Origin of the sequence: Streptomyces sp. NPDC029674, from assembly GCF_044903205.1 — a bacterium.
Taxonomy (GTDB): Bacteria; Actinomycetota; Actinomycetes; order Streptomycetales; family Streptomycetaceae; genus Streptomyces.
In genome coordinates this window covers 420,483-442,752 of the sequence record NZ_JBJDPY010000007.1, presented here as the reverse complement: position 1 = coordinate 442,752, position 22,270 = coordinate 420,483, and the positions used below count along the sequence as shown (strand labels likewise).

20 protein-coding genes, 2 pseudogenes and 1 riboswitch are annotated in these 22,270 nt (G+C 69.3%); of the genes and pseudogenes, 12 read left to right on the top strand and 10 right to left on the bottom strand.

All coding sequences use genetic code 11. The features are described from left to right. Positions 1–112: 112 nt before the first annotated feature. On the bottom strand, positions 113–847 hold the full coding sequence (locus ACI2L3_RS20050) for an alpha/beta hydrolase (RefSeq protein WP_404753678.1): 735 nt from the start codon (positions 845–847) through the stop codon (positions 113–115). 18 nt (positions 848–865) lie between these two features. Further along, entirely contained in the window at positions 866–1,996 is a 1,131-nt protein-coding gene (locus ACI2L3_RS20045; protein WP_404753677.1) for a haloacid dehalogenase-like hydrolase, read from the bottom strand. Between the two features lie 222 nt (positions 1,997–2,218). On the opposite strand from ACI2L3_RS20045, the gene ACI2L3_RS20040 reads away from it, so the two are divergent. The 6 genes from ACI2L3_RS20040 to ACI2L3_RS20015 all read left to right on the top strand — a co-directional run bounded on the left by ACI2L3_RS20040 (position 2,219) and on the right by ACI2L3_RS20015 (position 7,710). Beyond that, complete coding sequence (locus ACI2L3_RS20040) at positions 2,219–3,088, top strand: helix-turn-helix domain-containing protein (protein ID WP_404753676.1); 870 nt, start codon at positions 2,219–2,221, stop codon at positions 3,086–3,088. Then, on the top strand, positions 3,085–3,534 hold the full coding sequence (locus tag ACI2L3_RS20035) for a VOC family protein (protein ID WP_404753675.1): 450 nt from the start codon (positions 3,085–3,087) through the stop codon (positions 3,532–3,534). Before ACI2L3_RS20040 ends, ACI2L3_RS20035 begins: the two co-directional genes overlap by 4 nt. 44 nt (positions 3,535–3,578) lie before the next feature. Then, a riboswitch (cobalamin riboswitch) is annotated at positions 3,579–3,764 on the top strand. A gap of 65 nt (positions 3,765–3,829) precedes the next feature. Further along, complete coding sequence (locus ACI2L3_RS20030; RefSeq protein WP_404753674.1) at positions 3,830–4,873, top strand: ABC transporter substrate-binding protein; 1,044 nt, start codon at positions 3,830–3,832, stop codon at positions 4,871–4,873. Next, a complete protein-coding gene (locus ACI2L3_RS20025) occupies positions 4,870–5,931 on the top strand; it encodes a FecCD family ABC transporter permease (RefSeq protein ID WP_404753673.1) in 1,062 nt (353 codons plus the stop codon). Before ACI2L3_RS20030 ends, ACI2L3_RS20025 begins: the two co-directional genes overlap by 4 nt. Further along, a complete protein-coding gene (locus tag ACI2L3_RS20020; protein ID WP_404753672.1) occupies positions 5,928–6,764 on the top strand; it encodes an ABC transporter ATP-binding protein in 837 nt (278 codons plus the stop codon). The genes ACI2L3_RS20025 and ACI2L3_RS20020 overlap by 4 nt, the downstream gene beginning before the upstream one ends. Before the next feature lie 133 nt (positions 6,765–6,897). After that, positions 6,898–7,710 (top strand): metallophosphoesterase, encoded by an 813-nt coding sequence (locus ACI2L3_RS20015; RefSeq protein WP_404753671.1) that lies wholly within the window; start codon positions 6,898–6,900, stop codon positions 7,708–7,710. A gap of 11 nt (positions 7,711–7,721) precedes the next feature. Here the strand turns inward: ACI2L3_RS20015 and ACI2L3_RS20010 are convergent, their stop codons facing one another. Then, positions 7,722–8,183: a VOC family protein gene (locus tag ACI2L3_RS20010; RefSeq protein WP_404753670.1), complete on the bottom strand. Its 462-nt coding sequence runs from the start codon at positions 8,181–8,183 to the stop codon at positions 7,722–7,724. Between the two features lie 102 nt (positions 8,184–8,285). Here ACI2L3_RS20010 and ACI2L3_RS20005 point away from each other — a divergent pair, with 102 nt between their 5' ends. Further along, entirely contained in the window at positions 8,286–8,882 is a 597-nt protein-coding gene (locus tag ACI2L3_RS20005; protein ID WP_404753669.1) for a TetR/AcrR family transcriptional regulator, read from the top strand. 541 nt (positions 8,883–9,423) lie between these two features. Here ACI2L3_RS20005 and ACI2L3_RS20000 read toward each other — a convergent pair. After that, complete coding sequence (locus ACI2L3_RS20000; protein ID WP_404753668.1) at positions 9,424–10,668, bottom strand: helix-turn-helix domain-containing protein; 1,245 nt, start codon at positions 10,666–10,668, stop codon at positions 9,424–9,426. 796 nt (positions 10,669–11,464) lie between these two features. Beyond that, entirely contained in the window at positions 11,465–12,094 is a 630-nt protein-coding gene (locus tag ACI2L3_RS19995; RefSeq protein WP_020272108.1) for a class I SAM-dependent methyltransferase, read from the bottom strand. A gap of 36 nt (positions 12,095–12,130) precedes the next feature. Between ACI2L3_RS19995 and ACI2L3_RS19990 the strand changes: the two are divergent. Further along, a pseudogene (locus ACI2L3_RS19990) lies at positions 12,131–13,042 on the top strand (IS5 family transposase). A gap of 326 nt (positions 13,043–13,368) precedes the next feature. Here the strand turns inward: ACI2L3_RS19990 and glnA are convergent. Then, on the bottom strand, positions 13,369–14,778 hold the full coding sequence (glnA, locus tag ACI2L3_RS19985; RefSeq protein ID WP_362997793.1) for a type I glutamate--ammonia ligase: 1,410 nt from the start codon (positions 14,776–14,778) through the stop codon (positions 13,369–13,371). A 259-nt stretch (positions 14,779–15,037) separates the two neighbouring features. Here glnA and ACI2L3_RS19980 point away from each other — a divergent pair, with 259 nt between their 5' ends. Continuing rightward, positions 15,038–15,505 carry an RDD family protein gene (locus ACI2L3_RS19980; protein ID WP_404753667.1) on the top strand — a complete coding sequence of 156 codons (468 nt, stop codon included), beginning with the start codon at positions 15,038–15,040 and terminating at the stop codon, positions 15,503–15,505. A 17-nt stretch (positions 15,506–15,522) separates the two neighbouring features. On the opposite strand, the gene ACI2L3_RS19975 is transcribed toward ACI2L3_RS19980, so the two are convergent. Together ACI2L3_RS19975 and ACI2L3_RS19970 are read right to left on the bottom strand one after the other, a co-directional pair. After that, complete coding sequence (locus tag ACI2L3_RS19975) at positions 15,523–16,284, bottom strand: UdgX family uracil-DNA binding protein (RefSeq protein ID WP_404753666.1); 762 nt, start codon at positions 16,282–16,284, stop codon at positions 15,523–15,525. Positions 16,285–16,561: 277 nt separating this feature from the next. Next, positions 16,562–17,692 (bottom strand): helix-turn-helix domain-containing protein, encoded by a 1,131-nt coding sequence (locus ACI2L3_RS19970; protein WP_404753665.1) that lies wholly within the window; start codon positions 17,690–17,692, stop codon positions 16,562–16,564. A gap of 154 nt (positions 17,693–17,846) precedes the next feature. On the opposite strand from ACI2L3_RS19970, the gene ACI2L3_RS19965 reads away from it, so the two are divergent. Next, positions 17,847–18,368 carry a hypothetical protein gene (locus tag ACI2L3_RS19965; protein ID WP_404753664.1) on the top strand — a complete coding sequence of 174 codons (522 nt, stop codon included), beginning with the start codon at positions 17,847–17,849 and terminating at the stop codon, positions 18,366–18,368. A 1,140-nt stretch (positions 18,369–19,508) separates the two neighbouring features. Here ACI2L3_RS19965 and ACI2L3_RS19960 read toward each other — a convergent pair. Both ACI2L3_RS19960 and ACI2L3_RS19955 read right to left on the bottom strand, forming a co-directional pair. Further along, a complete protein-coding gene (locus ACI2L3_RS19960) occupies positions 19,509–20,144 on the bottom strand; it encodes a hemopexin repeat-containing protein (protein ID WP_404753663.1) in 636 nt (211 codons plus the stop codon). 452 nt (positions 20,145–20,596) lie between these two features. Then, a pseudogene (locus tag ACI2L3_RS19955) lies at positions 20,597–20,719 on the bottom strand (DUF4158 domain-containing protein); the annotation flags it as partial. A gap of 287 nt (positions 20,720–21,006) precedes the next feature. Here ACI2L3_RS19955 and ACI2L3_RS19950 point away from each other — a divergent pair. Together ACI2L3_RS19950 and ACI2L3_RS19945 are read left to right on the top strand one after the other, a co-directional pair. Beyond that, the gene (locus ACI2L3_RS19950) at positions 21,007–21,426 is read left to right on the top strand and encodes an SH3 domain-containing protein (protein ID WP_404753662.1); all 420 of its coding nucleotides are present in this window, start codon (positions 21,007–21,009) and stop codon (positions 21,424–21,426) included. Between the two features lie 300 nt (positions 21,427–21,726). Continuing rightward, positions 21,727–21,996, top strand: coding sequence for a hypothetical protein (locus ACI2L3_RS19945; RefSeq protein ID WP_404753661.1), 270 nt, complete (start codon positions 21,727–21,729; stop codon positions 21,994–21,996). The last annotated feature ends 274 nt before the right edge of the window (positions 21,997–22,270 follow it).

Here is a 22,270-nt window from a genome sequence, read left to right as displayed (position 1 = left end):
CACGGACACCCGGTCCGCGGGCGATGCTCCGCCTTGCGATGCACCGCACCAGACGCCGCGGGCTGACCGGACCGATCCAAAAGACACGCCCTAGCGCCGGACGTGGCCCGGATCAGCCGAGCAGCGCGTCCACCAGCCGCCGCCGGTCCTCCGCGTGGTCCCGCAGCCAGGCGCCCAATGCGTGGTCGGCGTCCGGCAGTTCGAGCCGCGTGAACCGGGCCCGGGTGGCGAGCGCCGCGCCGACGGCCGCCGTGACCTCGGCCGGGATCACCGCGTCGGTGCCGGGCACGACGAGCACCGCGCGCCCGCCGAAGCCCCGGTAGACATCGAGCGCGGCGGACTCCCGCCACCGGCCCGGCGTACGGATGATCTCGGTGAAGCGGCCGTCACCGTCACCGAAGGGCAGCGGCCAGGCCTCCGGCGTGTACACGGCGGGCGCGCACAGACCGACGCCCGTGACCCGCGCGCCGAAGTGCGCCACCAGGTCCGCCACGGTCTGCCCGCTCATGCTGAAGCCGACGAACACCAGGCTGTCGGAGGCGGGCACCCGCCCCTCGATCACCGCGGCGGCCTGCGCACACCGCCGCCGCAGACTCAACTCCCGCAGCGCGCCCGTGCTTTCGCCGTGCCCGGAGAAGTCCAGCGCGAGGGCCCGGCAGCCGCGCGCCGCGAAGTCGGCCTGGAGACCGGCCAGCCGCGCCTTGTCCCCGCTGCCCGCGCCGTGCAGGAGGACGACGGTGGTGGCGGGGCCCCGCACGGCCTCGGCATCGGGCGAGACGTCGGGCGAGACGTCGGGCAGCGCCTCGGCGCAGCTCAGCGTCTCGCCGTCACAGGCGAAGGAGAACATGCCCCCCATCATGGGCCGTCAGCCGATCTGGTCCGGCGTGACCGTCAGCCACCGCTTGTCGGCGGTCACCTTCTGCCCCAGCTCGCGCTGCCGCTCGGCGTTCTTCTTCTTCATCCCGTCGAGCTGCTTCATGTACGAGTCCTTGCGGTTGACCCAGACGCGCACACCGCCGTGCTCCACGTCGGCGGAGTGGAACAGCATCGGCCCGTCGCTGACCGGCGTGTCCCCGGCCGCGAGGATCGGCTTCTTCCACTCGTCGATGTACGTGTTGATCGCCGCGGGCTTGCCCTCGTACCAGGTCAGCGGCGCCCACAGGTTCGGCGTCAGCTCGCGCTTCGCCAGCTTCGCGCGGTCCTTCTCGCCGAAGCGGCCCTCGGCGATCTCCTTGCGGGACGTGGTGACCTCGCCGGTCTTGCGGTCCTTCAGCTGCATGGACACCCCGATGACGTTCTGCGGCTTCACGCCGTAGCCGTACTTCGGGTCGGCAAGCACCATGCGCACCAGGTCCTCGCTGGCCGCGCTGACCACGTACACCTCGATGCCGTGCGCGCGCAGCGTCTTGTAGAGCTGCCGCATGCCGCGCGAGAACTCCGGCGGCTTCACCTCGGTCTTGGTGAGCTTGCCGTCCTCGTAGTACTCGGCGGGGATCGGCTTCTTGTACGCGAGCAGCTCGTCGACGTACCCCTTGAGCTCCTTCAGCGTGAAGCCGGAGAAGATCTGCGCGGCCCAGGGGTAGCAGACCTGGTCGTCGACCTCGCAGAGCCGGTTGTAGTAGCTGTAGAGGCTCTCCTTGTGACCGGCCTTGTCCTTGAAGGGGCTGAGCTTCAGGGACGGATCCATGGTCTTGCGGGTGAGGACGCCCTTCATCTCCAGGAAGGGGAGCAGCGACTCTTCGAGGTCGTTGCGGTACGTCGTGTTGTCCGCGTCGAACACGGCGTACGCGCCCTTGTGGCCGTTCTCGGCGATGACCTTGCCGAGCTGCTTCGCGACGGGCTTCGGCCAGTGCGACAGCTCGCGGGCGGTGGCCGCCGAGGTGTCGGCGGCGGTCGCCTCGCTCGTCGGCCACAGCGCGCTGCCCGCGAGAACGGCGGCGGCCAGCGCCCCCGTGGTACCGATGACGGCCAGCTTGCCCTTTGCCCGTACTGCCATGTCTCTACGTCCCTGCCGTTCCCTGAAAGCGATGCGCGGCCCCGTCCGGAGCGGCGCGCAATGCTATGGGCCAGGACGCTCATTTCCCATGATCGAAGTCACCGGGGGCGGGGGGTGTGGGGGAGGGGGCGGCGGGTAGCGGTAGGGGGCCCTGCGGCGTCCGGGACCACGCGGCGTCCGGGACCGTGCGACCGTCCGGGGCCCGCCCCGCATACTGGACCCATGGGCTCCCGTGAGTTCGTCAGGGCCGCTCCGCGGCTCGACGGCATGGTCGTCTCCGCGGTCGGCTACCGCACCGCGGGACAGCGGCCCGCCCTGCACCGGGGCCTGCCGTCCCCGTATCTCACCGTGATCTTCTCGCTGGACGGGCCCATCGCCACCGGCGGCACCCCGGACCAGGCCACCGGGCCGGACGCCGCCCGCACCGACATCGTCGTGGGCGGCCTGCACCAGAGCCCCGCGTACGTCGTCCAGCCCGAGCACGAGGCGGGCATCCAGCTCGCCGTGCACCCCCTCGCGGCCCGCCCGCTCCTCGGCCTGCCCGCCGCCGCCCTTGCCGGACAGCTCGTTGTCGGCGGCACCGACGTCCTCGGCGACCGGGCCGCCGAGATCCGCGAGCGCCTGTGCGGCCTCGACCGCTGGGAGGACCGCTTCGCCCTCCTGTCGGAGTACCTGCGGCGGCGCGCGGCCGCGGACCGCGCCACCGGATCCGTACGCCCGGAGGTCGCCGAGGCCTGGGCGTGGCTGGCCCGGCACGGGGGCGCGGGCACCCTCGGCGGCCTGTCCCGGCACGTCGCGCTCAGCGAGCGCCGGCTGACCGCGCTGTTCCGCGCGGAGACCGGGCTCAGCCCCAAACAGGCCGCCCGCCTGATGCGTTTCCAGCACGCCAAGGACGCCGTGGTCCGCTCCGTCGCGGCGGGCGGTCCGCCGGACCTCGCCCGGGTCGCCGCCGACACCGGCTACTACGACCACTCGCACCTCGTCCGCGACTTCCGGCAGTACACGGAGGCGAGCCCCACCGGCTGGCTGGCCGAAGAGCGCCGGAATATCCAAGCCGGGGCGCACGGCGGAGGCGAAGAGTGGAAGACATGAACACCACACCTGAAACCACCCCCGACACGACACTCGAGATGACACCCGCCCCCGCCATCTGGCCGGCCCTCCAGGCCCAGGACGCCCCCGCGCTGATCGACTTCCTCGTCGGCACCGTCGGCTTCCTGCGCACCGCCGTCTACGAGGACGGCGGCCGCGTCGCCCACGCCCAGCTCGACTGGCCCGAGGGCGGCGGCATCATGCTCGGCTCGTACGACCCCGAGTCGGCCGCCGAGGCCTGCGGAGAGCCGGGCACGTCCGGCGCCTACGTCGTCACCGACCACGTGGACGCCCTGTACGCCCGCCTCACCGAGGCCGGCGTGAAGATCACCCGTGAGATCGAGGACAAGCCGTACGGCAGCCGCGAGTTCGGCATCGCGGACCCCGAGGGAAACCGCTGGTCCTTCGGGACCTACCGCGGCGAGCCGAGGCCCGGAGCGGGCTGAGGACCGGACCGGGCCGAGGCCCGGACCGGCCCCTTGAAGACGCGTGATAACTTGCGCAAGCCAGTCAAACCCACACCTGGGCCAGGGAATCCGGTGCGAATCCGGAACTGACGCGCAGCGGTGAGGGGGACGGGCGGGGCCACGGCCACTGGGTGTCTCCGGACGCCCGGGAAGGCGCCCCGCCCGGCCGATCCCGAGTCCGAAGACCTGCTGGCGCCTCCGCTCGCACACCGGGCGACGGAGGTCGTGACGCAGGCCAGGCTCCGCGTATGAGCCGTGACACCCAAGGGATCGCGTGTCCTCGACAGCCCGTATATCCGCCCTGCTCTGCACCTGCGTGCTCGCACTCACCGCGTGCGGCGACGGCTCCGGCTCCGCACGGAAGTCCGGGGGCGGGAAGGCCGACGGCTACCCCGTCACGGTCACCGCCTGCGGCAAGGACGCGAAGGTCGACGCGCCGCCGCAGCGGGCCGTCTCCCTCGACCAGGGTTCCACGGAGATCCTCCTCACCCTCGGCCTCGCCGACCGCATGGCGGGCACCGGCACCTGGACCGACCCGGTCCCGAAGAGCCTGGAGAAGGCCAACGCGAAGGTGGAGCGGCTCGCCGACCGCTACCCGTCGCTGGAGAAGGTCCTCGCCAAGGAGCCGGACTTCGTCAGCGCCTCCTTCCTCTACACGGTCGGCAAGGGCGGCGTCGCCGACCGCGCGAAGTTCACTGAACTCGGGGTCCCCGTCTACGTCTCGCCCACCGACTGCGCGGGCAAGGACAACGACGGCGCCGGCGACGGCAAACGCCTCAAGACCCTCACCATGGACACCGTCTACGGCGAGGTGCGCGACCTGGCGAAGGTGTTCCACGTCGAGAAGCGCGGCGAGAAACTGATCGCCGACCTGAAGCGCCGCGTCACGAAGGCGACGCGGGACATCGACAAGGCCGCCGCCTCCGACACCACGCTCCTGTACTGGTTCGCCAACTCCGACGCCCCGTACATGGCGGGCTGCTGCGGCGCGCCCGGCATCATCACCCGCGAGCTCGGCGCGAAGAACGTCTTCGACGACACGCGTGAGGAATGGCCCCAGATCAACTGGGAGACCGTCGCCGACCGCGACCCCGACGTCCTCGTCATCGGCGACCTCACCCGCAAGTCGCAGTCGGCCGAGAGCGCGGCCGCGAAGATCAAGTTCCTGGAGACCAACCCGGCGACCAAGAACCTGACCGCCGTGAAGAAGAAGCGGTACGTGCTGCTCAGCGGCCAGGCCATGAACCCCACGATCCGCACGGTCGACGGCATCGAGCAGGTCGCGGCAGGGCTGCGGAAGTTCGGGCTCGTCAAGTGACGGAGGCGGCACCCGTACTCGCCCCAGCGCCCACCCCCGTCTGGAAGGGGGTGCGGCACGGGCTGCTGTGGCTGGCCGGAGCCGCCGCGCTCGTCCTGTCCGTCTCCGTGGCCGTCACCATCGGCCCGGCGGACATCTCCGTGCCGGACGTATGGGCGACGGTCGCCGCCCACCTCGGCTGGGGCGACAGCCCGCTCACCCCGATCAGGGACGGCATCGTCTGGAACCTGCGGATGCCGCGCACCCTGCTCGCCGCGGTGTGCGGCGCGGGCCTCGCGGTCTGCGGGGCGGTCATGCAGTCCCTGCTCCGCAACCCCCTCGCCGACCCGTTCGTGCTCGGGGTCTCGTCCGGGGCGTCCACGGGAGCGGTCGCGGTCGTCGTCCTCGGCGTCGGCGGGGGAGTGGTGTCGGTCTCCGCGGGCGCCTTCGCGGGCGCGCTCTGCTCCTTCGCGCTGGTCCTGCTCCTCAGCCACACGCTGGGCGACACGACGGACCGCGTCGTGCTGTCCGGCGTGGCGGCCATGCAGCTGTTCTCCGCGCTCACGTCGTTCGTCGTCCTCACGGCGGGCGACGCGGAGACCACCCGCGGCATCCTCTTCTGGCTCCTCGGCTCGCTCAGCGGGATCGGCTGGACGGACGTCTGGCTGTGCGGGGCCGTGCTCGCGGTGGCGCTCGCCGTCTGCCTCGGCCACGCCCGCACGCTCGACGCCTTCGCGTTCGGCCCGGAGGCCGCGGCGGCGCTGGGTGTCCGGGTGGCCCGCACGCGGCTCGTCCTGCTCTGCACGACCGCTCTGCTCACCGCGGCCCTGGTCAGCTCGGCGGGCGCCATCGGCTTCGTCGGCCTCGTCCTGCCGCACGCGGCCCGCGCGGTCGTCGGCTCCGGCCACGCCCGGCTGCTCCCGGTCACGGCGCTCGCCGGCGCGGTCTTCCTGGTCTGGGTGGACACGCTGGCCCGCACGGCCCTGGACCCCCAGGAGGTCCCGGTCGGCGTGGTGACCTCACTCATCGGCGTACCGGCGTTCGTGGCGGTGCTGTACCGGACGCGGAGGACGTCATGACGTACGACGTGCTCCTTCCCGGTGCCGGTACCGATGCCGGTGCCACGGGCCTCCGCGCCGACCGCGTCTGCCGGGAGGCGGGCGGACGCCTCGTCGTCGACGGCGTCAGCCTCGCCCCGCCCGACGGCGCCATGGTGGGACTCCTCGGCCCCAACGGGTCCGGCAAGTCCACGCTCCTGCGCCTCCTCGCGGGCGTCCTCGCCCCCGCCTCCGGAGTGGTCACCCTGGACGGCCGCCCGCTGCCCGACACGGGCCGCCGCGAGGTGGCGCGCCGGATCGCCGTGGTCGAGCAACACGCGTCCACGCAGGTCGAGTTGACCGTACGGGATGTCGTACGTCTGGGCCGTATCCCGCACCGCCGCGCGTGGTCGACCCCCACGCCCCACGACGAGCGGGCCGTACGCGAGGCCCTCGCCCGCACCGGGCTCACCGAACGCGCCGCCCAGGCCTGGCACACGCTCTCCGGCGGCGAGCGCCAGCGCGTCCAGATCGCCCGCGCCCTCGCGCAGGAACCCCGCGAACTCCTCCTCGACGAGCCCACCAACCACCTCGACATCCAGCACCAGCTGGACCTGCTGTCCCTCGTGGCGGAGCTCCCCGTGACCAGCGTGATCGCGCTGCACGACCTCAACCTGGCGGCCATGTTCTGCGACCACCTGCTGGTCCTCAAGGAGGGCATGGCGTACGCGGCGGGCACCCCGGCGGAGGTCATCACGGAGAAGCTGATCGCGGAGGTGTACGGGGTGCGGGCGGTGGTGACGCCGGGGGAGGACGACGACTCCGGGAGCGGGCCGGAGGGCGGGCGGCCTTCGGTGCGGTTTCTGCGGGGCTGAGGGGCGGGGGCGGGGGCGGCGCCCAGGCCAGAGGCGTACGAATGGCCCTTAACACGGCTCCACCGGCGCCCATAGGTTCACCGAAGGGTGCCAAGTGGCCCTTGAGGAACCGCGAGAAGGAAGGCCCGCAGCGATGCCAGAGACACCGGCCGTGCCGACGACAGCACCGATATCGGTGATCGCGCACCTGAGCGACACCCACATCGACACCCGCGAAGAGGACGGCGGACGCAGCATCGCCCGTACCCGGGCGGTCATGACGTACTTGAACGACCTCCCGTACGACCTCGACGCCGTCATCGCCACCGGCGACATCGCCGACCACGCGACCCCGTCCGAGTACGAGGCGGCCCGCAAGCTCCTGTCCACCCGGCACCCCCTGCTGACCTGCCCCGGCAATCACGACGAGCGCCGCGCGTACCGCGAACACCTGCTGGGCGAGCCCGCGAGCACGGCCCCGGTCAACACCGCACACATCACGGACCGCTTCACCCTGGCCCTGTGCGACACCTCGGTCCCCGGCGAGGACCACGGCCGCCTCGAGGACGAGACCCTGGACTGGCTGTCCGCCCTCCTCACCGACACCCCGCCCGAACGCCCCGTCCTGATCGGCTTCCACCACCCACCGATCCCACTCAACACGCCCTACGTGGACGGCATCCGCCAGCTCGACGAGCACCGCCTGGCCGCCCTGACGTCACGCCACCCCAACGTCACCGCCTTCCTGGCGGGCCACGCCCACACGCCCGCGGCGGCGACGTTCGCGAACCGCCCCCTCCTGGTGGCCCCGGGCGTGGTCTCCACGCTGCGCCTCCCCTGGGAGGCCCAGTCCCACCCCGCCCACCACGTCCACCGCGACCTGCCCCCGGCGGTCGCCTTCCACGTCCTGGACGCCACGAACCGCCTGACGACGCACTACCGCCCGGTCCCGCTCGATTCCCCCTGAACGCGTCCTCTTCAGGCACCGGCGTACTGAGCGGCGAACTCCTCGCTGGGCGGTACGACGGTGATGACGTCGATCAGCACGCCGTCGGGCGCGGCGACGATGAAGTGGCGCTGGCCGAACTCCTCCGTACGCAGCGGAAGCACCTCGGCCAGCCCGGCCTCCACCACGAGGCGCCGGTGTTCGGAGTCCACGTCGTCCACCTCGAAGTTCAACAGCAACCCGCCCCCGAGCGCGGCACGGTGACCCTCCGGGACGGTCGGGTGACCGTGCTCCAGGAGGGCCAGCTCGTACTGCGGGGCATCGGGACGCCGAAGGCTGACGTACCAGTCCGCCTCGAAGGTCACTTCGAACCGGAGGTGACGGGTGTAGAAGTCGCGGGCGGCGGCGATGTCGCGGGTGGCGAGCACGGGATAGAAGCCGGTGAGGGCGGCGGTGGCGGTGGCAGCGGCCGCGCCCGTGAGTTCGTCCGTCATGACAAGGGACCTCCAGTCCAGTTGCTTCACATACCCGGGGTATGCGAAGTGTGAGGGGCGTTAGCATACCCTCGGTACGCGAAATGGAAAGGGCGGTGCGCGATGGCGGTCAGCCGGGCGGAGCAGCGGGCGGCGACACGGCAGGCGCTGCTTGCCGAAGGGCGGCGCCGGTTCGCCGCGGACGGATACCACCACGTGGTGCTGGCCGAAGTGGCGCAGGGCGCCGGGGTGACCAAGGGGGCGGCCTACCACCACTTCGACAGCAAGGCGGGCCTCTTCAGGGCCGTCGTCTCCGAGGTCCAGCGGGAGCTCGGCGAGCGGGTGGCGACGGCGGCCGAACGCCACGAGGACCTGTGGGAGCAACTCCGGGCCGGCTGCCGGGCGTTCCTCGCCGCGGGAACGGACCCGGCGGTACGGCAGATCCTGCTGGTCGACGCACCGGCGGTACTGGGCTGGGACGAGTGGCGAACCCTGGACGAGGAGTCCTCGGCCCGCCACCTGACAGAAGCCCTGGCGGCACTCGCCGCAGCGGGACTCATCCCGGACCAGCCGGTGGAACCCCTGTCCCGCCTGCTCTCCGGGGCGATGAACGAGGCCGCGCTCTGGATCGCCCGAGGCGGCGACCCGCAAGCGGGCGAGCAGGCCCTCGACCGTCTCCTGTCGGGCCTGCGCACCGAGACGACCCGGGCGACGTCGTAAAGCCCTGGCCGGAAGTAGCGGGTAATCCGTGCGCGGACGTGCCTCAGTGCGCCGCCCCCGCTGCGCTCGGCCGCCCCGTGCCCTATCGGCGGGCGCCGGGCCCGCCTACGGTATGTAGCAAAGGCAGGGACCAGCACACCCGTACGGGGACTGTGCCCCCGTCTTTCTCGGCTCCCAGACCCTGGGCCGCTTGCAGGACAGGACGGCCCAAGTCGGCCGGAACCCTCTCATCCTTGCAGCGGACGCAGAGGGCCCGGCATCCCGTCCTCCCACCCCGGAGCGACTCCCGCACGCTCCGACAGGGAGGACCACGGCGCGGGGGCACGTGTGGAGGGGAGCCCCTTGTTCCCGCGTCGCGCGGCCATCGCCGACCGCCGACTGCCGGCGGTGGCCGCGCCACAGAACAGCGTCCCCGCCCCCTGGGGGAACGGGGGCGGGGACGCTGTGCGGCAGGTATGCCATGCGACACGGCGAAGCCCCTCACCTTGAGCGGCTACCGCTCGCGCGGTTGCGTATTGCGAACGATCCATCGACCGTGTGATCAATCGAGTTCCCGTAGGGCTGCGACCAGCCGGCGCCCCTTGGCGGGAGACCGTCGCATGAGGACGGCCGCCACGGTGTGCAACTGGTTCCACGCATGGGGGCGCCCGACGGCCGCGGCGTCCGGGACGATGGCCGTGGCGACGGTGAGGGCCTGGGCAGTGTCCCCGGCACCCGCGTGCGCGTGCGCGAGGCAGGCGCGGAACCACGTCTTGTCGCGTCGGTACTTATCCGGCATCCCGGAGAGCCCAAACGTGAGCTGATCCACGGCTGTCCGGTAGTCCCGCAGGTGCAAGGTCGCCATGCCGCGCTGCAACCTGAACCAGTTCTCGTCGTAGAAATACATCCACGGAGGCTCGTTCTCAGGGTGTTCGGCGGCGCGGCCCATGATTCCCTGCGCTTCGTCCAGAAGGCGGTGGGCGTCGTCGGCTTCGCCGTTCAGCGCATGCCCTCGGGCTGCCATCTGCGTAGCCATGCCCTGCACCCCGAGGGACGTGCCGGGGGCCGACCAGCGGGACGCTTCGGCGAGGCGGACGCACCGGGTGGCGCGTCCCTTGCTCCACGCCTGGTGAGCCTTCATGTTGAGCGTTGTGGCGGCCATGTCGGGGTCCCCGGCCTCCAACGCCCACTCGTGGGAACGGTCGTACCAGGCCAGGGCGGCGGCGGTCTGGTCCTGGTCCTGCGCCATCCACGCGAGGAACTGCGCGTGCTCGGAGGCCAGCCGTACGACGCGATCGGCCAGCGGACCGCGGGCGCTGCTGTACATGCCGACGACCGTGCGGAGCTGCTGGCGCATCACGTCCACGAGGGGGCGCGAGCCGATCACGTCCTCGGCACGGCGGTGCTCGGCAAGAAGGTGGTCGAGCCAGTCGAGGGTCGGGGCGTCCACGCGGTGATGTGAGTCGACCACGCTCGCGACCCGGACCAACAGGTCGTCGTCCGGACCGGGTCCGGGGAGGGCGAGGCCAGCCACGGGGACGGTGCTGTGGTGCGCCGCACTGTCCTGCCGTTCGGGCGCTCTCAAGCCCGCGACGATGCGCGCCTGCACCTCGCTGGAGGTCACCCGCCGGTCCCCGCGCTCGATGTCGGAGACGTCGGACTGTGCGAGGCCGACGAGTTCCCCGACCTTCGTCTGACTGAGGCCGGTGAGCTTCCGGTACGTACGGAAGACGGCCCCCCAATCCTGGCTGGCGAGCGCCGCGAGCAACTGCGGGTGCGACCACAGATCGAGGCTGTCTTGCTCCATCTGTCGAATATAGGGCGGTCCTATAGGGCCATGGGATGGGAGGGGCATGTATCCGCCGTAAGGGTCTTCATAGGAAGACCCGGGCGACCGCGCGAACGGTCCCCGGGCGCGGCCACCTGAGAAAGCAGGCGACATGGTCGACAGTAACCGCACCCCCAGCACAGGCGGAACGGTGCCCGGGCGCTCTGAGAAACCCGCCGCCGGCGATCTGGTCGTCGACACCGCGCGGAACCGGCTCGCTCGGATCATGGGCAGCGAAGGCCCTTACTTCCAGCTCCGTGCTCCCGGCGGCGGACGCGAGTGGGACGCCTCCCCGGAGTTCGTCAGGCCCGCGTGCGAAGACGAGGTCCTTCGCGTGAGCGTTGCGGAGACGAGCCTCGCGACGCAGAGGCAGGCGCCATGAGAACCGCCGTGGTCAAGCTCGAAGATCTTTCCCCCGAGTGCCAGCTCGGGGAATGCGGGCTGTGTCCCGGCGACGGCGTCAAGGTCTACGCCCCCGGCAAGCGGTCGCTCGTGGAGCCACCCATCTTCGTGCGCCGCTGCGCTCACGGCTGCCGCCACGGCGGAAAGCCGAAGATCCCTCGCGAGCCAACGTCATGACGCGCGAGTGCGGTGAGGCGACGAGCGAGCCTCATGCCGCTCAGCGAGCACCCCGAGGACTCGGATGGCAGCGTCCGGTACATGGGAGAGGTGGCCGCCCCCTAGGGGGTGTCTGATAATTCCGGTCTGATCAGCGAGATTCGGCTGAGCTGGCAATCCGGAGGTGCGCCGATCGGCTGGGGGGACTGGGCAGTGGCTACGAACGGCGGGCCAGTAGATGGGCGTCGAGGAAGCCCCGATCAGAGGATGGATCGTGGAGCAGCCGGGAGAAGGGATCGAGCCCAGCATCGCCCAGCAGTTCGGCGAGGCGATCCACCGGCCAGCTGTAGGCGGGCGCCACCTTGTGGTCGAACCGGACCGGTTCTTGTCCGTCGGTCCCGAAGAAGGAGACCAGGAGCAGACCGTCCGGTGCCAGGACGCGTACCTGTTCGGCGAGCAGCTCCGGTAGTTCCCCCGGAGGGGTGTGAATCATTGAGTAGTGGGCCAGTACGCCGCCGAGCGCGGCGTCCTCGATCGGCAGGGATTCCATCCGCGCCTCTTGGAAGCGCAGCGCCGGATGGGCCTGCCGGGCGTGGTTGACCATGCCGGGGGCAAGGTCTAGTCCGAAGGCGTCCAGGCCGAGTTCGTGCAGCATGGCTGTCAGATGTCCGGGCCCGCACCCGACGTCCGCTGTCCGCAGGTTGCCCGTCGCGCGCACCAGTTCGGCGAAGGTGCCGATCATCGCCCGGGAGAAAGGCTGTGTTTCCAGCCGGTTTGCGAACAGCGATGCGTACAGCTCGACGACACCGTCGTAGGCCGTCCTGGTCTCGTCCTGATGATTCGCCACGGGCAGGACTCTATAGCCGGTCTGATAATTGATCTCGTGTCAGGTCGAGGTGAGTTGACGGATGCGGCATGGAGGCGGATAGAGCCCCTTTTGCCTCAGGTGGACGGACGGGGCCGTCCGTGGCGTGATCACCGGCAGGTGGTCAACGGGGTGCTGTGGCGGCTGCGGACCGGGGCTCCGTGGCGGGATCTTCCCGACCGGTTCGGGCCGTGGCAGACCGTCTACGAGCGGTTCGCCCGCTGGGAGGCGGACGGCACCTGGGCACGGTTGCTGGAGCACGTTCAGGTCCGCGATGACGCGGTGGGCCGGGTGGAATGGACCGTCTCCGTCGACTCCACCATCAACCGAGCCCACCAGCACGCAGTCGGCGCCCGCAAAAAGGGGATGTGAACGGGGACGAACTGGAAGATCCGGGCCGCTCGCAGGCGCGCCAGGCCCTCGGCCGCTCCCGAGGCGGACTGACCACCAAAGTCCATCTCGCCGTCGATGGCCGGGGCCTGCCCCTGTCGATTGTGCTCACGCCCGGCAACGTCAAGGACGCGACGGCGTTCGGCCAGGTCCTCGACGGCATCCGCACCCCGCGCCTCGGCACGGGCCGCCCGCGCACGACACCGGACCGTGTGCTGGGTGACAAGGCGTATTCCAGCAGGGCCATCCGCCATCTGCTGAGGCGCCGGGGCATCGCTGCCACGATCCCCGAGCGCCGCGACCAGGCGGCGAACCGCCACCGACGCGGGGCCCTCGGCGGCCGGCCGCCGGCCTTCGACAAGGTCACCTACCGCGACCGCAACGTCGTCGAACGATGCTTCGCCCGCCTCAAGCAGTTCCGCGCGATCGCGACCCGGTTCGACAAGCTCGGCGACCGCTACCGTGCCGGAGTTGTCCTGGCTTCCTTGATCCTCTGGCTCCGCGAGTCCACGGGGTAATCATTTGTCAGACAGGCCCTAGAGCGGGCGGCGGCGGGTCGAACCCCCGACGTCCCCCGTAGCAGCGGTCAGTCGCGTGCGTACACGACCAGCGAGACGACGGCGATCGCGGCGAGGGCGATCACGTACCAGTGCGCCCACATGAGGCGGATAATGACGAAGAGACCCCCGCCTTGTTCAGGAGGGGGTCTCCTCGGTGCCTGACGGGCAGTCAGCTTGCGGTGATCGCCTTGCGCAGGGATTGCACAAGAGAGCGGGAATCAACCGGAACCGATGGAAACGCTGAGAAGCGTTTCCCCAGTTCAGAAGCGGATACTCGCGATCACCCAGGCCGCCCGGACCTGATCTTTAAATGTCGAAGTACAGCTCGAACTCGTGCGGGTGCGGCCGCAGCTGGATCGGAGCGATCTCGTTCGTGCGCTTGTAGTCGATCCACGTCTCGATCAGGTCGGACGTGAAGACGCCGCCCGCCTGGAGGTACTCGTTGTCCGCCTCGAGGGCGTCGAGGACCGCGGGGAGGGAGGTCGGGACCTGGGGGACGCCCGCGTGCTCCTCGGGGGCGAGCTCGTAGAGGTCCTTGTCGATCGGCTCGGCCGGCTCGATCTTGTTCTTGACGCCGTCGAGGCCCGCGAGGAGGAGGGCGGAGAAGGCGAGGTACGGGTTCGAGGACGGGTCCGGCGCGCGGAACTCGACGCGCTTGGCCTTCGGGTTCGAGCCCGTGATCGGGATACGCATGGCCGCCGAGCGGTTGCGCTGCGAGTAGACCAGGTTGACCGGGGCCTCGAAGCCGGGGACCAGGCGGTGGTAGGAGTTCACCGTCGGGTTGGTGAAGGCGAGCAGCGACGGGGCGTGCTTCAGGATGCCGCCGATGTAGTAGCGGGCGGTGTCCGAGAGGCCCGCGTAACCCTGCTCGTCGTAGAAGAGCGGGTCGCCGTTGGCCCACAGCGACTGGTGGACGTGCATGCCCGAGCCGTTGTCGCCGAAGATCGGCTTCGGCATGAAGGTCGCGGTCTTCTCGTTGCGCCACGCGACGTTCTTCACGATGTACTTGAAGAGCATCAGGTCGTCGGCCGCGGCGAGCAGCGTGTTGAACTTGTAGTTGATCTCGGCCTGGCCGGCCGTGCCGACCTCGTGGTGCTGGCGCTCGACCTGGAGGCCGTTCTTGTCCAGCTCGAGGGAGATCTCGGCGCGCAGGTCCGCGAAGTGGTCGACCGGCGGGGCCGGGAAGTAGCCACCCTTGTAGCGGACCTTGTAGCCGCGGTTGTTCTCGACCGCACCGGTGTTCCAGGCGCCGGCCTCGGAGTCGATGTGGTAGAAGCTCTCGTTCGCCGACGTCTGGAAGCGGACGTTGTCGAACACGTAGAACTCGGCCTCGGGGCCGAAGTACGCCGTGTCGGCGATGCCGGTCGAGGCGAGGTACGCCTCCGCCTTCTTCGCCACGTTCCGCGGGTCACGGCTGTACTGCTCGCCCGTGATCGGGTCGTGGATGAAGAAGTTGATGTTGACGGTCTTGTCGCGGCGGAAGGGGTCCACGCGAGCCGTCGACAGGTCGGCGCGCAGCGCCATGTCGGACTCGTGGATGGCCTGGAAGCCACGGATCGACGAACCGTCGAAGGCCAGCTCCTCGTCCGGGTCGAACGCCGCCGCCGGGATCGTGAAGTGCTGCATCACACCGGGCAGGTCGCAGAAGCGGACGTCGATGAACTTGACGTCCTCGTCCGCGATGAACTTCTTCGCGTCGTCGGCGTTCTGGAACAACATCCAACTCCTCCTACTCCCGCCCGGGGCGGGACGGGGTTGCAGCTCGGGTTGCAGCTCGTCGTGCGGCCAGTGCGGTGGCACACGCTGGGACCCGACCATAAGGACGGGGGATTTCTCAAGCATGACCCATTTGTTTCGTCGAAGTTAACCGGCTGGCGGGCGACAGCGAGGCGCCTCGGCCCCGTGTCCGGCGTATCCGGTCTCACGTTCGACCCCGCCCACCCCCGTGGAACAAGGGGCGCAGTACCTTTGACGGGTGGACAAGAGGCAAGCAATCGGATCGTGGCTCTCCGGCCCGCGCGCGGCCGCCGAGGAAGCCGGTGTCGACTTCGGGTACCGGGGTCAGCAGCTCGGCCTGCCGGAGGAGGGGCCGGGGTCGATCGCGCGTCCCGGCCGCCGTATCGGCGCCATCGCCGTCGACTGGGGCCTGTGCATGCTCATCGCATACGGTCTGTTCGCGGGCGGTAACGCGCAGGCGACGGGCAACTGGGCCCTCGGCGTCTTCTTCGTCATGAGCGTGCTGACCGTCGCCACGGTCGGCTGCACCCCGGGCAAGGCCCTCTTCCGGCTGCGCGTCATCTCCGAAAACGGTGGCCGGCTCACTCCCGGCTGGGTCCTGCTCCGCGGCATCCTGCTGTGCCTCGTCATCCCGGCCCTCATCTGGGACCGTGACGGCCGTGGCCTGCACGACCGCCTCTGCCGCGCCATTCAGATCCGGATCTAGCCCGAGAGGTCGTCCGCCTACCCTGGGCGGCCCGCGTCTTCGAGGAAACGGGACGCCAGGCGCAGGTCCGACACCAGGCCCGCGAACGCCTCGTCCCTGTCCTTCGCACGGAGTACGGCCGAAGGGTGCACGGTGGCGAGGAAGCGGCGCCCCCCGCCCTGCTCACCCTTGTCCCCGTCCCTGCCCTCGTCTTGCGGTGCCAGCGGCAGCTCCGTACCCGTCGGCAGGGAAAGCAGCGCTCCCCGCGCCTCGGTCACCTTGAAGGAACTGCCCAGGAGCGACTTGCCGGCCGTCGCGCCGAGCGCCACGACCAGCTCCGGGTCCACGCGTCGCAGTTCCGCCGCTAGCCAGGGGCGGCACGCCGTCAGCTCGCCGAGACTGGGCGCCTTGTGGATGCGCCGTTTGCGGCCCTCGGTGACCGGCGCGAACTTGAAGTGCTTCACCGCGTTGGTGAGATACGCCTGGTCCTCTTCGATCCCCGCCTCGCCAAGCGCCGAGCGCAGCAGGCGCCCGGCGGGACCCACGAACGGCTCGCCGGCCCGGTCCTCCTGGTCGCCCGGCTGCTCCCCGACCAGCATGAGGCGGGCGTGCGTGGGGCCGTCGCCGAACACGGTCTGCGTGGCGTCCGCGTACAACGGGCACCCGCGGCAGTCCGCCGCCGCCTTGCGGAGCGCCGGGATCCCGCCCCGAGCAGGCACGTACGGCTGAGCTCCACCGGATGTCTTCCGGTCCGTGCTGTCTGCCCGGCCCGCCCTGCCCGTACTCTCCGTGCTCGGCATGGTGCCTCCTCCCGCCAGCGTCTCACCGCGCGCACCGCCCGGCCAACGCGACGGGTCACCGCCGCGGAGGCGGCAAAACGCACGAAAGCCCCGGAACCACCGGGTTCCGAGGCTTTCGTGAAAAGCGGCTAAAGCGGCTAAAGCGGCTAAAGCGGCTGCTACATCTTCGGGCCGCCGCGAGGCATGCGCATGCCCTTAGGCATGGGCCCCTTCGGCAGCGTTCAGCAGTGTTGCCCTTGCGTTCACTCTGCGGTCCGACGCCCCCGGTCACGCTGAGTCACCCGGCCGTGACCTCGCGCGCGGCGTCGATCAGCCAAGGGGGGCCGTCGCGGTAGACGGATCGCAGCACCTTTCGTAGGCGTTTGCGGTTACGGGATGAGGTCACGTTGCGCAGGATCGGCCCCAGCCGCGTGAGCGGCTCTTCCGCCTCCTGCCAGGCTCCGAGTTGCACCAGGGCGTCAAGCTCAGCTGTGGTGTAGTACAGCGCTCCGCGCCCGATGGGGTTGATCGACTCGACCATTTCGTGGGTCCGGGCGAAGCGCTGCGCTGCGCGGGTGGGCTCGGACAGGAGCAATGCAACTTCCGCTTCGTGCCCCGTAACTTCAAGATCGTTGACCCACCATGACCACTGCGGGTCACGGGGATGTAGGGAATTGTCGAGAGCGCTGCGCGCCCTGCCGATGGCCTGACGGGCTCGCGCATGGTCGCCGACGGCGGCGAGTGCACGACTGCGCCTGAGTTCGGTGAGCAGCGCCACACGGGGCGGCACTCCGCGACCGGTGATCTCGTCGCAAAGTGCGAGCGCTTCCCCCACGCGTCCGCTCTCCACAGCCTCCATGGCCAACAGGTCCATGGCGAACCACTGCATGGGCCGGTCGCCTGCGCTCTGCGCAAAGTGCATGGACTCCATCCATGCGCCCCGTGCCTCCTCACAGCGGGCCGCGTCGAACAGTAACCACCCGGCGATCTCGGCGATCTCGGCTACGACGCGTAGGTGTGCCTTGTCGTCCCCGGTGATCTTCGCGCGCTCTGAGTGCCATACCTGGATTGCCGCATCCGCCACGTGATCGCCACCGTGTGCGTTGTCGTGGGCGAGTAGCCAGCCGGCCCGCTCCTGGACGACAGCAGCCGGGTGGTCGTCCTGCGGTTCTTCCTCTCCCCGCGCTCGTGCGGCGCCCCTCTCCAGTTCAGTGACGGGCACGGCGAGCACGGTGGCCAGGGTGGTGAGCCAGACCTCCGGTAGCCGTTCACCCCGCTCCCAACGGGAAATCTCGTTACGGGTCAGAGTGGCTGTGTCGCTGACCATGCACAGACGTGCAGCGAGTTGGGATTGGGAGAGCCGTGCTCTCTTGCGCAGAGCAGCAAGGTACGCGCCGAAAGCGCGGCGTACCGTCTTCGGGTCGTCCATGCAAGGGGCCTCCTCACTGCCACGCTACTCGTCAACTGGCCCCTAGCGGGCCCCTAAGAGGCTCCTCTACCCCTACTGGTGGCGTTCTTCGATGGAGGTCGGACCCCGGCGCCGTGTGACCGGCTCGGGGCATGGCCGACTAGAAGGAGTCGACATGGGCGAGATGGCGGGCGGCCGATCCCTGAGCGCGGGAATCGGCGCCTCATCGGAACTGATGAGTGCCGCTTTTGATTGGTTGGCGCGCTCACAGCAGGAACCGCGCCACGCTCTTCGGGAGTGGACAGAGCGCGGGGCGGCTCTGCTGCCGCTCGGAAAGAAGTTCAACGCGGTGTGTCTGTCCGCGCAGATCGTGCACGCGGGTGCGGGAACCGATGACCTACAGATGGTCACTGCGACGCTGGCCGAGTTGCTTTGCGGCCCGGTCATCCACAACAACCCGCAGCACATGTACTACGCGCTCGTCGAGCCATGCGCGACGGCGCGATGGAACTACCCCGACGAGGCTCCGATGTTGGGCTCTGGCCAGTTCCTCAGTGTTCCCGCCTCCGACCTCACGGGTCCGGTCGGCCTGTACTGGGCGGTGCGGCCTCGCATCGCGGGCGACCTGTGCCCGGTGCCGTCCGTCGCCGCGCTCATCGAGATCGGCCGATCCCAGATGCGAGGGGGGCGACGGTGAATCAGGCGAAGGGATCGGTTCCGAACAGCAAGATCGGGCTCAGCGAAGAGGGACAGAGGGCGTACAGCCATCTCTTGACGCACCTCGATGACTGTGCAGCCTGCCAGAATTTTGAGAAGTGCAAAAAGGGATCACGGATCAGGCACAGGCTGCGTGCCACTCAGGCGGCCGCGCTCGCGTCGTTGCGGGAGCGAGCGTGACCACGCAGTCCGGCGGCTCTCCGCCAAGGTGCGGCGTCTGCCAACACACGATCCGTGAGGGTGAGCTCTACAAAGATCGTATGTGGGAAAGCAACTCCCGTGGCCCCTACCCTGGCGTGGCGCACACACCAGCTTGTCCGGCTGAGTCGCCTCGGGTTGTGGTGCCGTGCCCTCCATGTTTGGCCCAAAGGCTGGGGGGATCGGTCAACACGCCACACGCTTGTATTGGCTCGACGACGCTCATGCTCCGAGACGGGCAGTTGCTCGCCTCGGGACGGCGGCGTTGCCCGTGCCCATGCCGCAAACCCAAAAGCCGCGGAACGAAGGGGCGGCCTTAGTGGACACGCGACCGATTCCAGTGCCGTGCGTGCCGTGTCTCCGGGCGCTACTGAACGGGCAGGCTGACAAGCCGCACGGCGAGTGCGACCTGACCACACGGGTCGCGATTGACGGCACACGGCTCGTCATTGGACAGGAGTTGGAGTGCCCGTGCCGCTGCCCGATGCAGGAAGAGAGCGTCGCCCTGAAGACGGCACGGAGGGCAGCTCGTAGGCGTGTGACGCTGCCGGGTGGCTCTGTCGACGAGTCGTAGCTCTGGACATACCGGCCCCGTCCTTCGAGTGAAGGGCGGGGCTTTGGGGGACGAGGAACATCGGAACGAAAACCGGCGCTAAGCCTCCGTCGGCCCTGGTGGGCGGCTGACGGAGCGTCGGTGGCCGGGCCCGTCTGAAGGTGTCCCACGGATAACGCGGCCCTGTTCTCGTGTAGCTGGGGCGGACGGACTGCTGAACGGTGCTTTGCTGCCGCACGTGGTGCAGATGCCGGTCCGGCACCTCCGCAGATTCATCGAAACCCGGGTCGAGGTCCGGAACGGCATCTGTGCTTCGCGCCGAGCTGCCCTATGGGGAATGCCTGGGCGGTTGGCTTCTGGCCCCGGTTATTACATGTAGATGGTGTCCTTCAGGCCCGGCCATCCCTTGGCGATGGTGTCCTCGGCTTCCATGGTTTCCGAATCCACGTTGTACCTGGTGTACCGGCTCCCCTTGAAAAAGTAGAGCACCCTGTGGCGGTTACTTTGGGCCGCGGCGTCGATACCGTCGGCGTACGGTGTGCCCCGCAGACCGGGCCACGCGGCGGCAATCGTGTTCTCGCGCAGGATGGTCTCGGTTTGGAGGTTGTAGTTGACGTACCGGTCTTCCTTGAAGAAGTAGAGTCGCTCGTTGCTGTCGTTGATGCAGGCCGCATCGATGCCGTTCGCGTACGGGGTGCCCCGCAGGCCAGGCCACGCCTCTTCGATGCGGGCCTCCCGCTGGATGCGCTCATCAGGAACGTAGTAGCGGGCGTACCGGTCGCCGCTGAACAGGTAGATGGTCTCCCGGTTCTCCATCCAGGCGCCGATTCCGCACACGGCATCGACGTGTTGTGCGTACCGGGTTCCCTGCAGACCCGGCCAGCCGTTGTGGATGGTGTCCTCGTTCTCGATCGTGTCGCCGTTCAGCTTGTAGTTGGCATACCTGTTCCCCCGGAACACGTAGAATGCGCCGTATGGAACATTGACTGCTGCGTCGAGAGGCATGATGTAGCCCGTTCTTTCTTCCGCTGTCCTGACTGGAGAGATCGAGATTAATTCTCGCCGGTATCCGCTAACCGCTTGGATTCCGGAGTGAATTCCCCCGGCGCTGGTGGCTGCTGGTTCGGCCTTCGCTGCTCTCGGTGCCAGGCAGCCTACTTGTTTACGCGGTCCCCCGTTCGGCATCACCTGATCGACTGCTATTTATCACCCGCTTGGGTGGTGCGCTGCTGATTCCGCGTCCTGCATAGTCAATTTGAGGAGACGTTCGCATTGGCAGAGAGCGGCGCGAGAACGGCGGGGCAGTCGTCTCCGCTCGTGACGCCGACCTCACTTGTCGTCAGCGGCGTCCTTGTCGTGCAGGGGCCGCAGGCCGCCGGGCAGCTCGGGGAGCTGGAAGGAGTAGCGGCCCAGCGCGTTGATGTGGTGGCGCACGAACGGGGGCAGGCGGGCGACGTCCCCCGCCTCTTGGGGGCGATCAGCTCCCGGTCTGCATCGTCCAGGAAGAAGAACCGCTCCAACTCCGTACGGGACGGCGCCCCGCGATATGCCACGTACGCGGCAGCCTGCTCATCCGTCAAAAACTCGACCGGCGCCCCGGACCTCCAGACGGTCGATCAACACGACTGCCGAAGGTTCATCCCTCACAGAAGCCCAGGCCAATGCCATCATTGACATCGGGCAGGCTTAGCGCAGGTTTTCGTTCCGATGTTCCTCAACTCCCGCTTTGTTTCGAGACGTTGTCTCAGCTCATTCGGATAAGTGGTTGACGTAAGGCCAAGGGGCGTTCGATGCTGGCTACTCATTCGGATGAGTGGTTGACCCTGCTGGGTGGCCCTCATCCTCACTCGACCTGAGGAGTAGTCAGATGATGAGTCGTAAGGGTCTGCGTGCACTGGTCGTGTCCGGCGCGGCGGTGGCGGGTCTCGGCATGTTCGGGGTCTCGGCGGCGTCGGCGATGCCGCTTCCCGGACCGGTCGGTGTCGGTGGGGGCGGGCCGCGCAGCGTGGTCTCCACGGGGACCGGATCGGGTCACGCTTACGCGGACGGGAAGGGGACGTACGGCGAGTCGGCCTCGGTGACGGTCAACGGGCTGCGGGTGCGCGGTGGTCCGGGCACGACAAAGACCGTGATGGGGCTGATCTACAAGGGGGAGCGAGTCAAGCTCGTCGGCGCCCGGCAGGACAGCGGTGGTCAGCTCTGGCACCGGGTGGTACTCAAGCAGGGGTCGGCCGGCGGCTTACCGCGCGGCTCCTCGGGCTGGGTCTCAGCCGCGTACCTGTACTGAGCGTGCTGGCCCGTGAGGGCTGAGCCGGGGGACGGTGGGCCCCCTCTCTGTGACTGGCGGGGAGGGGGCCTGTGCCGTGTGGCGGAATTTCTGGCTGACATATGCGCGAGTCGCTGCCACCTGTCGGCCAGTTTGCAGAAAAGTTCGCGCTAACACTTCCCTGCAACGTGACTGCGCGTAGTATCGCGCTTGCCGAAAAGGTTATGAGTCAACAACTGGTAGTGCTGAGACGTGAGTTGATGACTCTGTGAAGTGGCGAGGTTCGGGGCGCGGTACCACTCTTACGGGGAGTTGTGTGCGATGGCGAATGCTCAGCACGGCGGCTGTAACGATGATCCGGACGACGTGGTGTACGTGCCGGGGATGGACTACTTATCGGGGTGGCGCGAGGCTGAAGAGGTCGCTCGGGAGATCAATGCGGCGGCTGAAGTGTTGGGCGTGGGGGAGGTCTTGCGGGCCGTACCGCACACCGGGCCTAAGGGGGAGCCGGTGGTGTGGATGTGGCCAGGGGGCGCCCGCGTGATCGCCTGTGTGCTCTCGATCTTGGCGAGTGAGGCGCAGGCTTCCTGAGGGATGCGCGCCGACGGAAGGGAAGGGGGCAGGCATGCACGAGCAGTGGCGTACCCAAAAGAGGTCACTGGTGTGGATCGAGCCGGGACGCCGAGGAAGCTTCCTGCGGTGTGAGGGCTGCGGGCTGCGGAAGCTGGTCACTGGAGGTGGGCCAAGCAGGTTGGCCGGCAAGCGGCACGCGGACAGCTGCTCGAAGTAGGGGGGCGGGGCAGAGCTGTTGACGGTTGGGCCTGCGCCACAGAAAGTCAGCCCCCACGGCGGGAGAGGCGAGTGC

Excerpts from the sequence above, each read along its gene's own strand:
- ACI2L3_RS20015 (WP_404753671.1), top strand. The coding sequence starts at position 6,898 with ATGCCAGAGACACCGGCCGTGCCGACGACAGCACCGATATCGGTGATC.
- ACI2L3_RS19975 (WP_404753666.1), bottom strand. The coding sequence starts at position 16,284 with ATGCCGAGCACGGAGAGTACGGGCAGGGCGGGCCGGGCAGACAGCACG.
- ACI2L3_RS20050 (WP_404753678.1), bottom strand. The coding sequence starts at position 847 with ATGTTCTCCTTCGCCTGTGACGGCGAGACGCTGAGCTGCGCCGAGGCG.
- ACI2L3_RS20045 (WP_404753677.1), bottom strand. The coding sequence starts at position 1,996 with ATGGCAGTACGGGCAAAGGGCAAGCTGGCCGTCATCGGTACCACGGGG.
- ACI2L3_RS20040 (WP_404753676.1), top strand. The coding sequence starts at position 2,219 with ATGGGCTCCCGTGAGTTCGTCAGGGCCGCTCCGCGGCTCGACGGCATG.
- ACI2L3_RS20035 (WP_404753675.1), top strand. The coding sequence starts at position 3,085 with ATGAACACCACACCTGAAACCACCCCCGACACGACACTCGAGATGACA.
- ACI2L3_RS19965 (WP_404753664.1), top strand. The coding sequence starts at position 17,847 with ATGGGCGAGATGGCGGGCGGCCGATCCCTGAGCGCGGGAATCGGCGCC.
- ACI2L3_RS20005 (WP_404753669.1), top strand. The coding sequence starts at position 8,286 with ATGGCGGTCAGCCGGGCGGAGCAGCGGGCGGCGACACGGCAGGCGCTG.
- ACI2L3_RS19970 (WP_404753665.1), bottom strand. The coding sequence starts at position 17,692 with ATGGACGACCCGAAGACGGTACGCCGCGCTTTCGGCGCGTACCTTGCT.
- ACI2L3_RS19960 (WP_404753663.1), bottom strand. The coding sequence starts at position 20,144 with ATGCCTCTCGACGCAGCAGTCAATGTTCCATACGGCGCATTCTACGTG.
- ACI2L3_RS20010 (WP_404753670.1), bottom strand. The coding sequence starts at position 8,183 with ATGACGGACGAACTCACGGGCGCGGCCGCTGCCACCGCCACCGCCGCC.
- ACI2L3_RS19945 (WP_404753661.1), top strand. The coding sequence starts at position 21,727 with ATGGCGAATGCTCAGCACGGCGGCTGTAACGATGATCCGGACGACGTG.
- ACI2L3_RS19950 (WP_404753662.1), top strand. The coding sequence starts at position 21,007 with ATGATGAGTCGTAAGGGTCTGCGTGCACTGGTCGTGTCCGGCGCGGCG.
- ACI2L3_RS20000 (WP_404753668.1), bottom strand. The coding sequence starts at position 10,668 with ATGGAGCAAGACAGCCTCGATCTGTGGTCGCACCCGCAGTTGCTCGCG.
- ACI2L3_RS20020 (WP_404753672.1), top strand. The coding sequence starts at position 5,928 with ATGACGTACGACGTGCTCCTTCCCGGTGCCGGTACCGATGCCGGTGCC.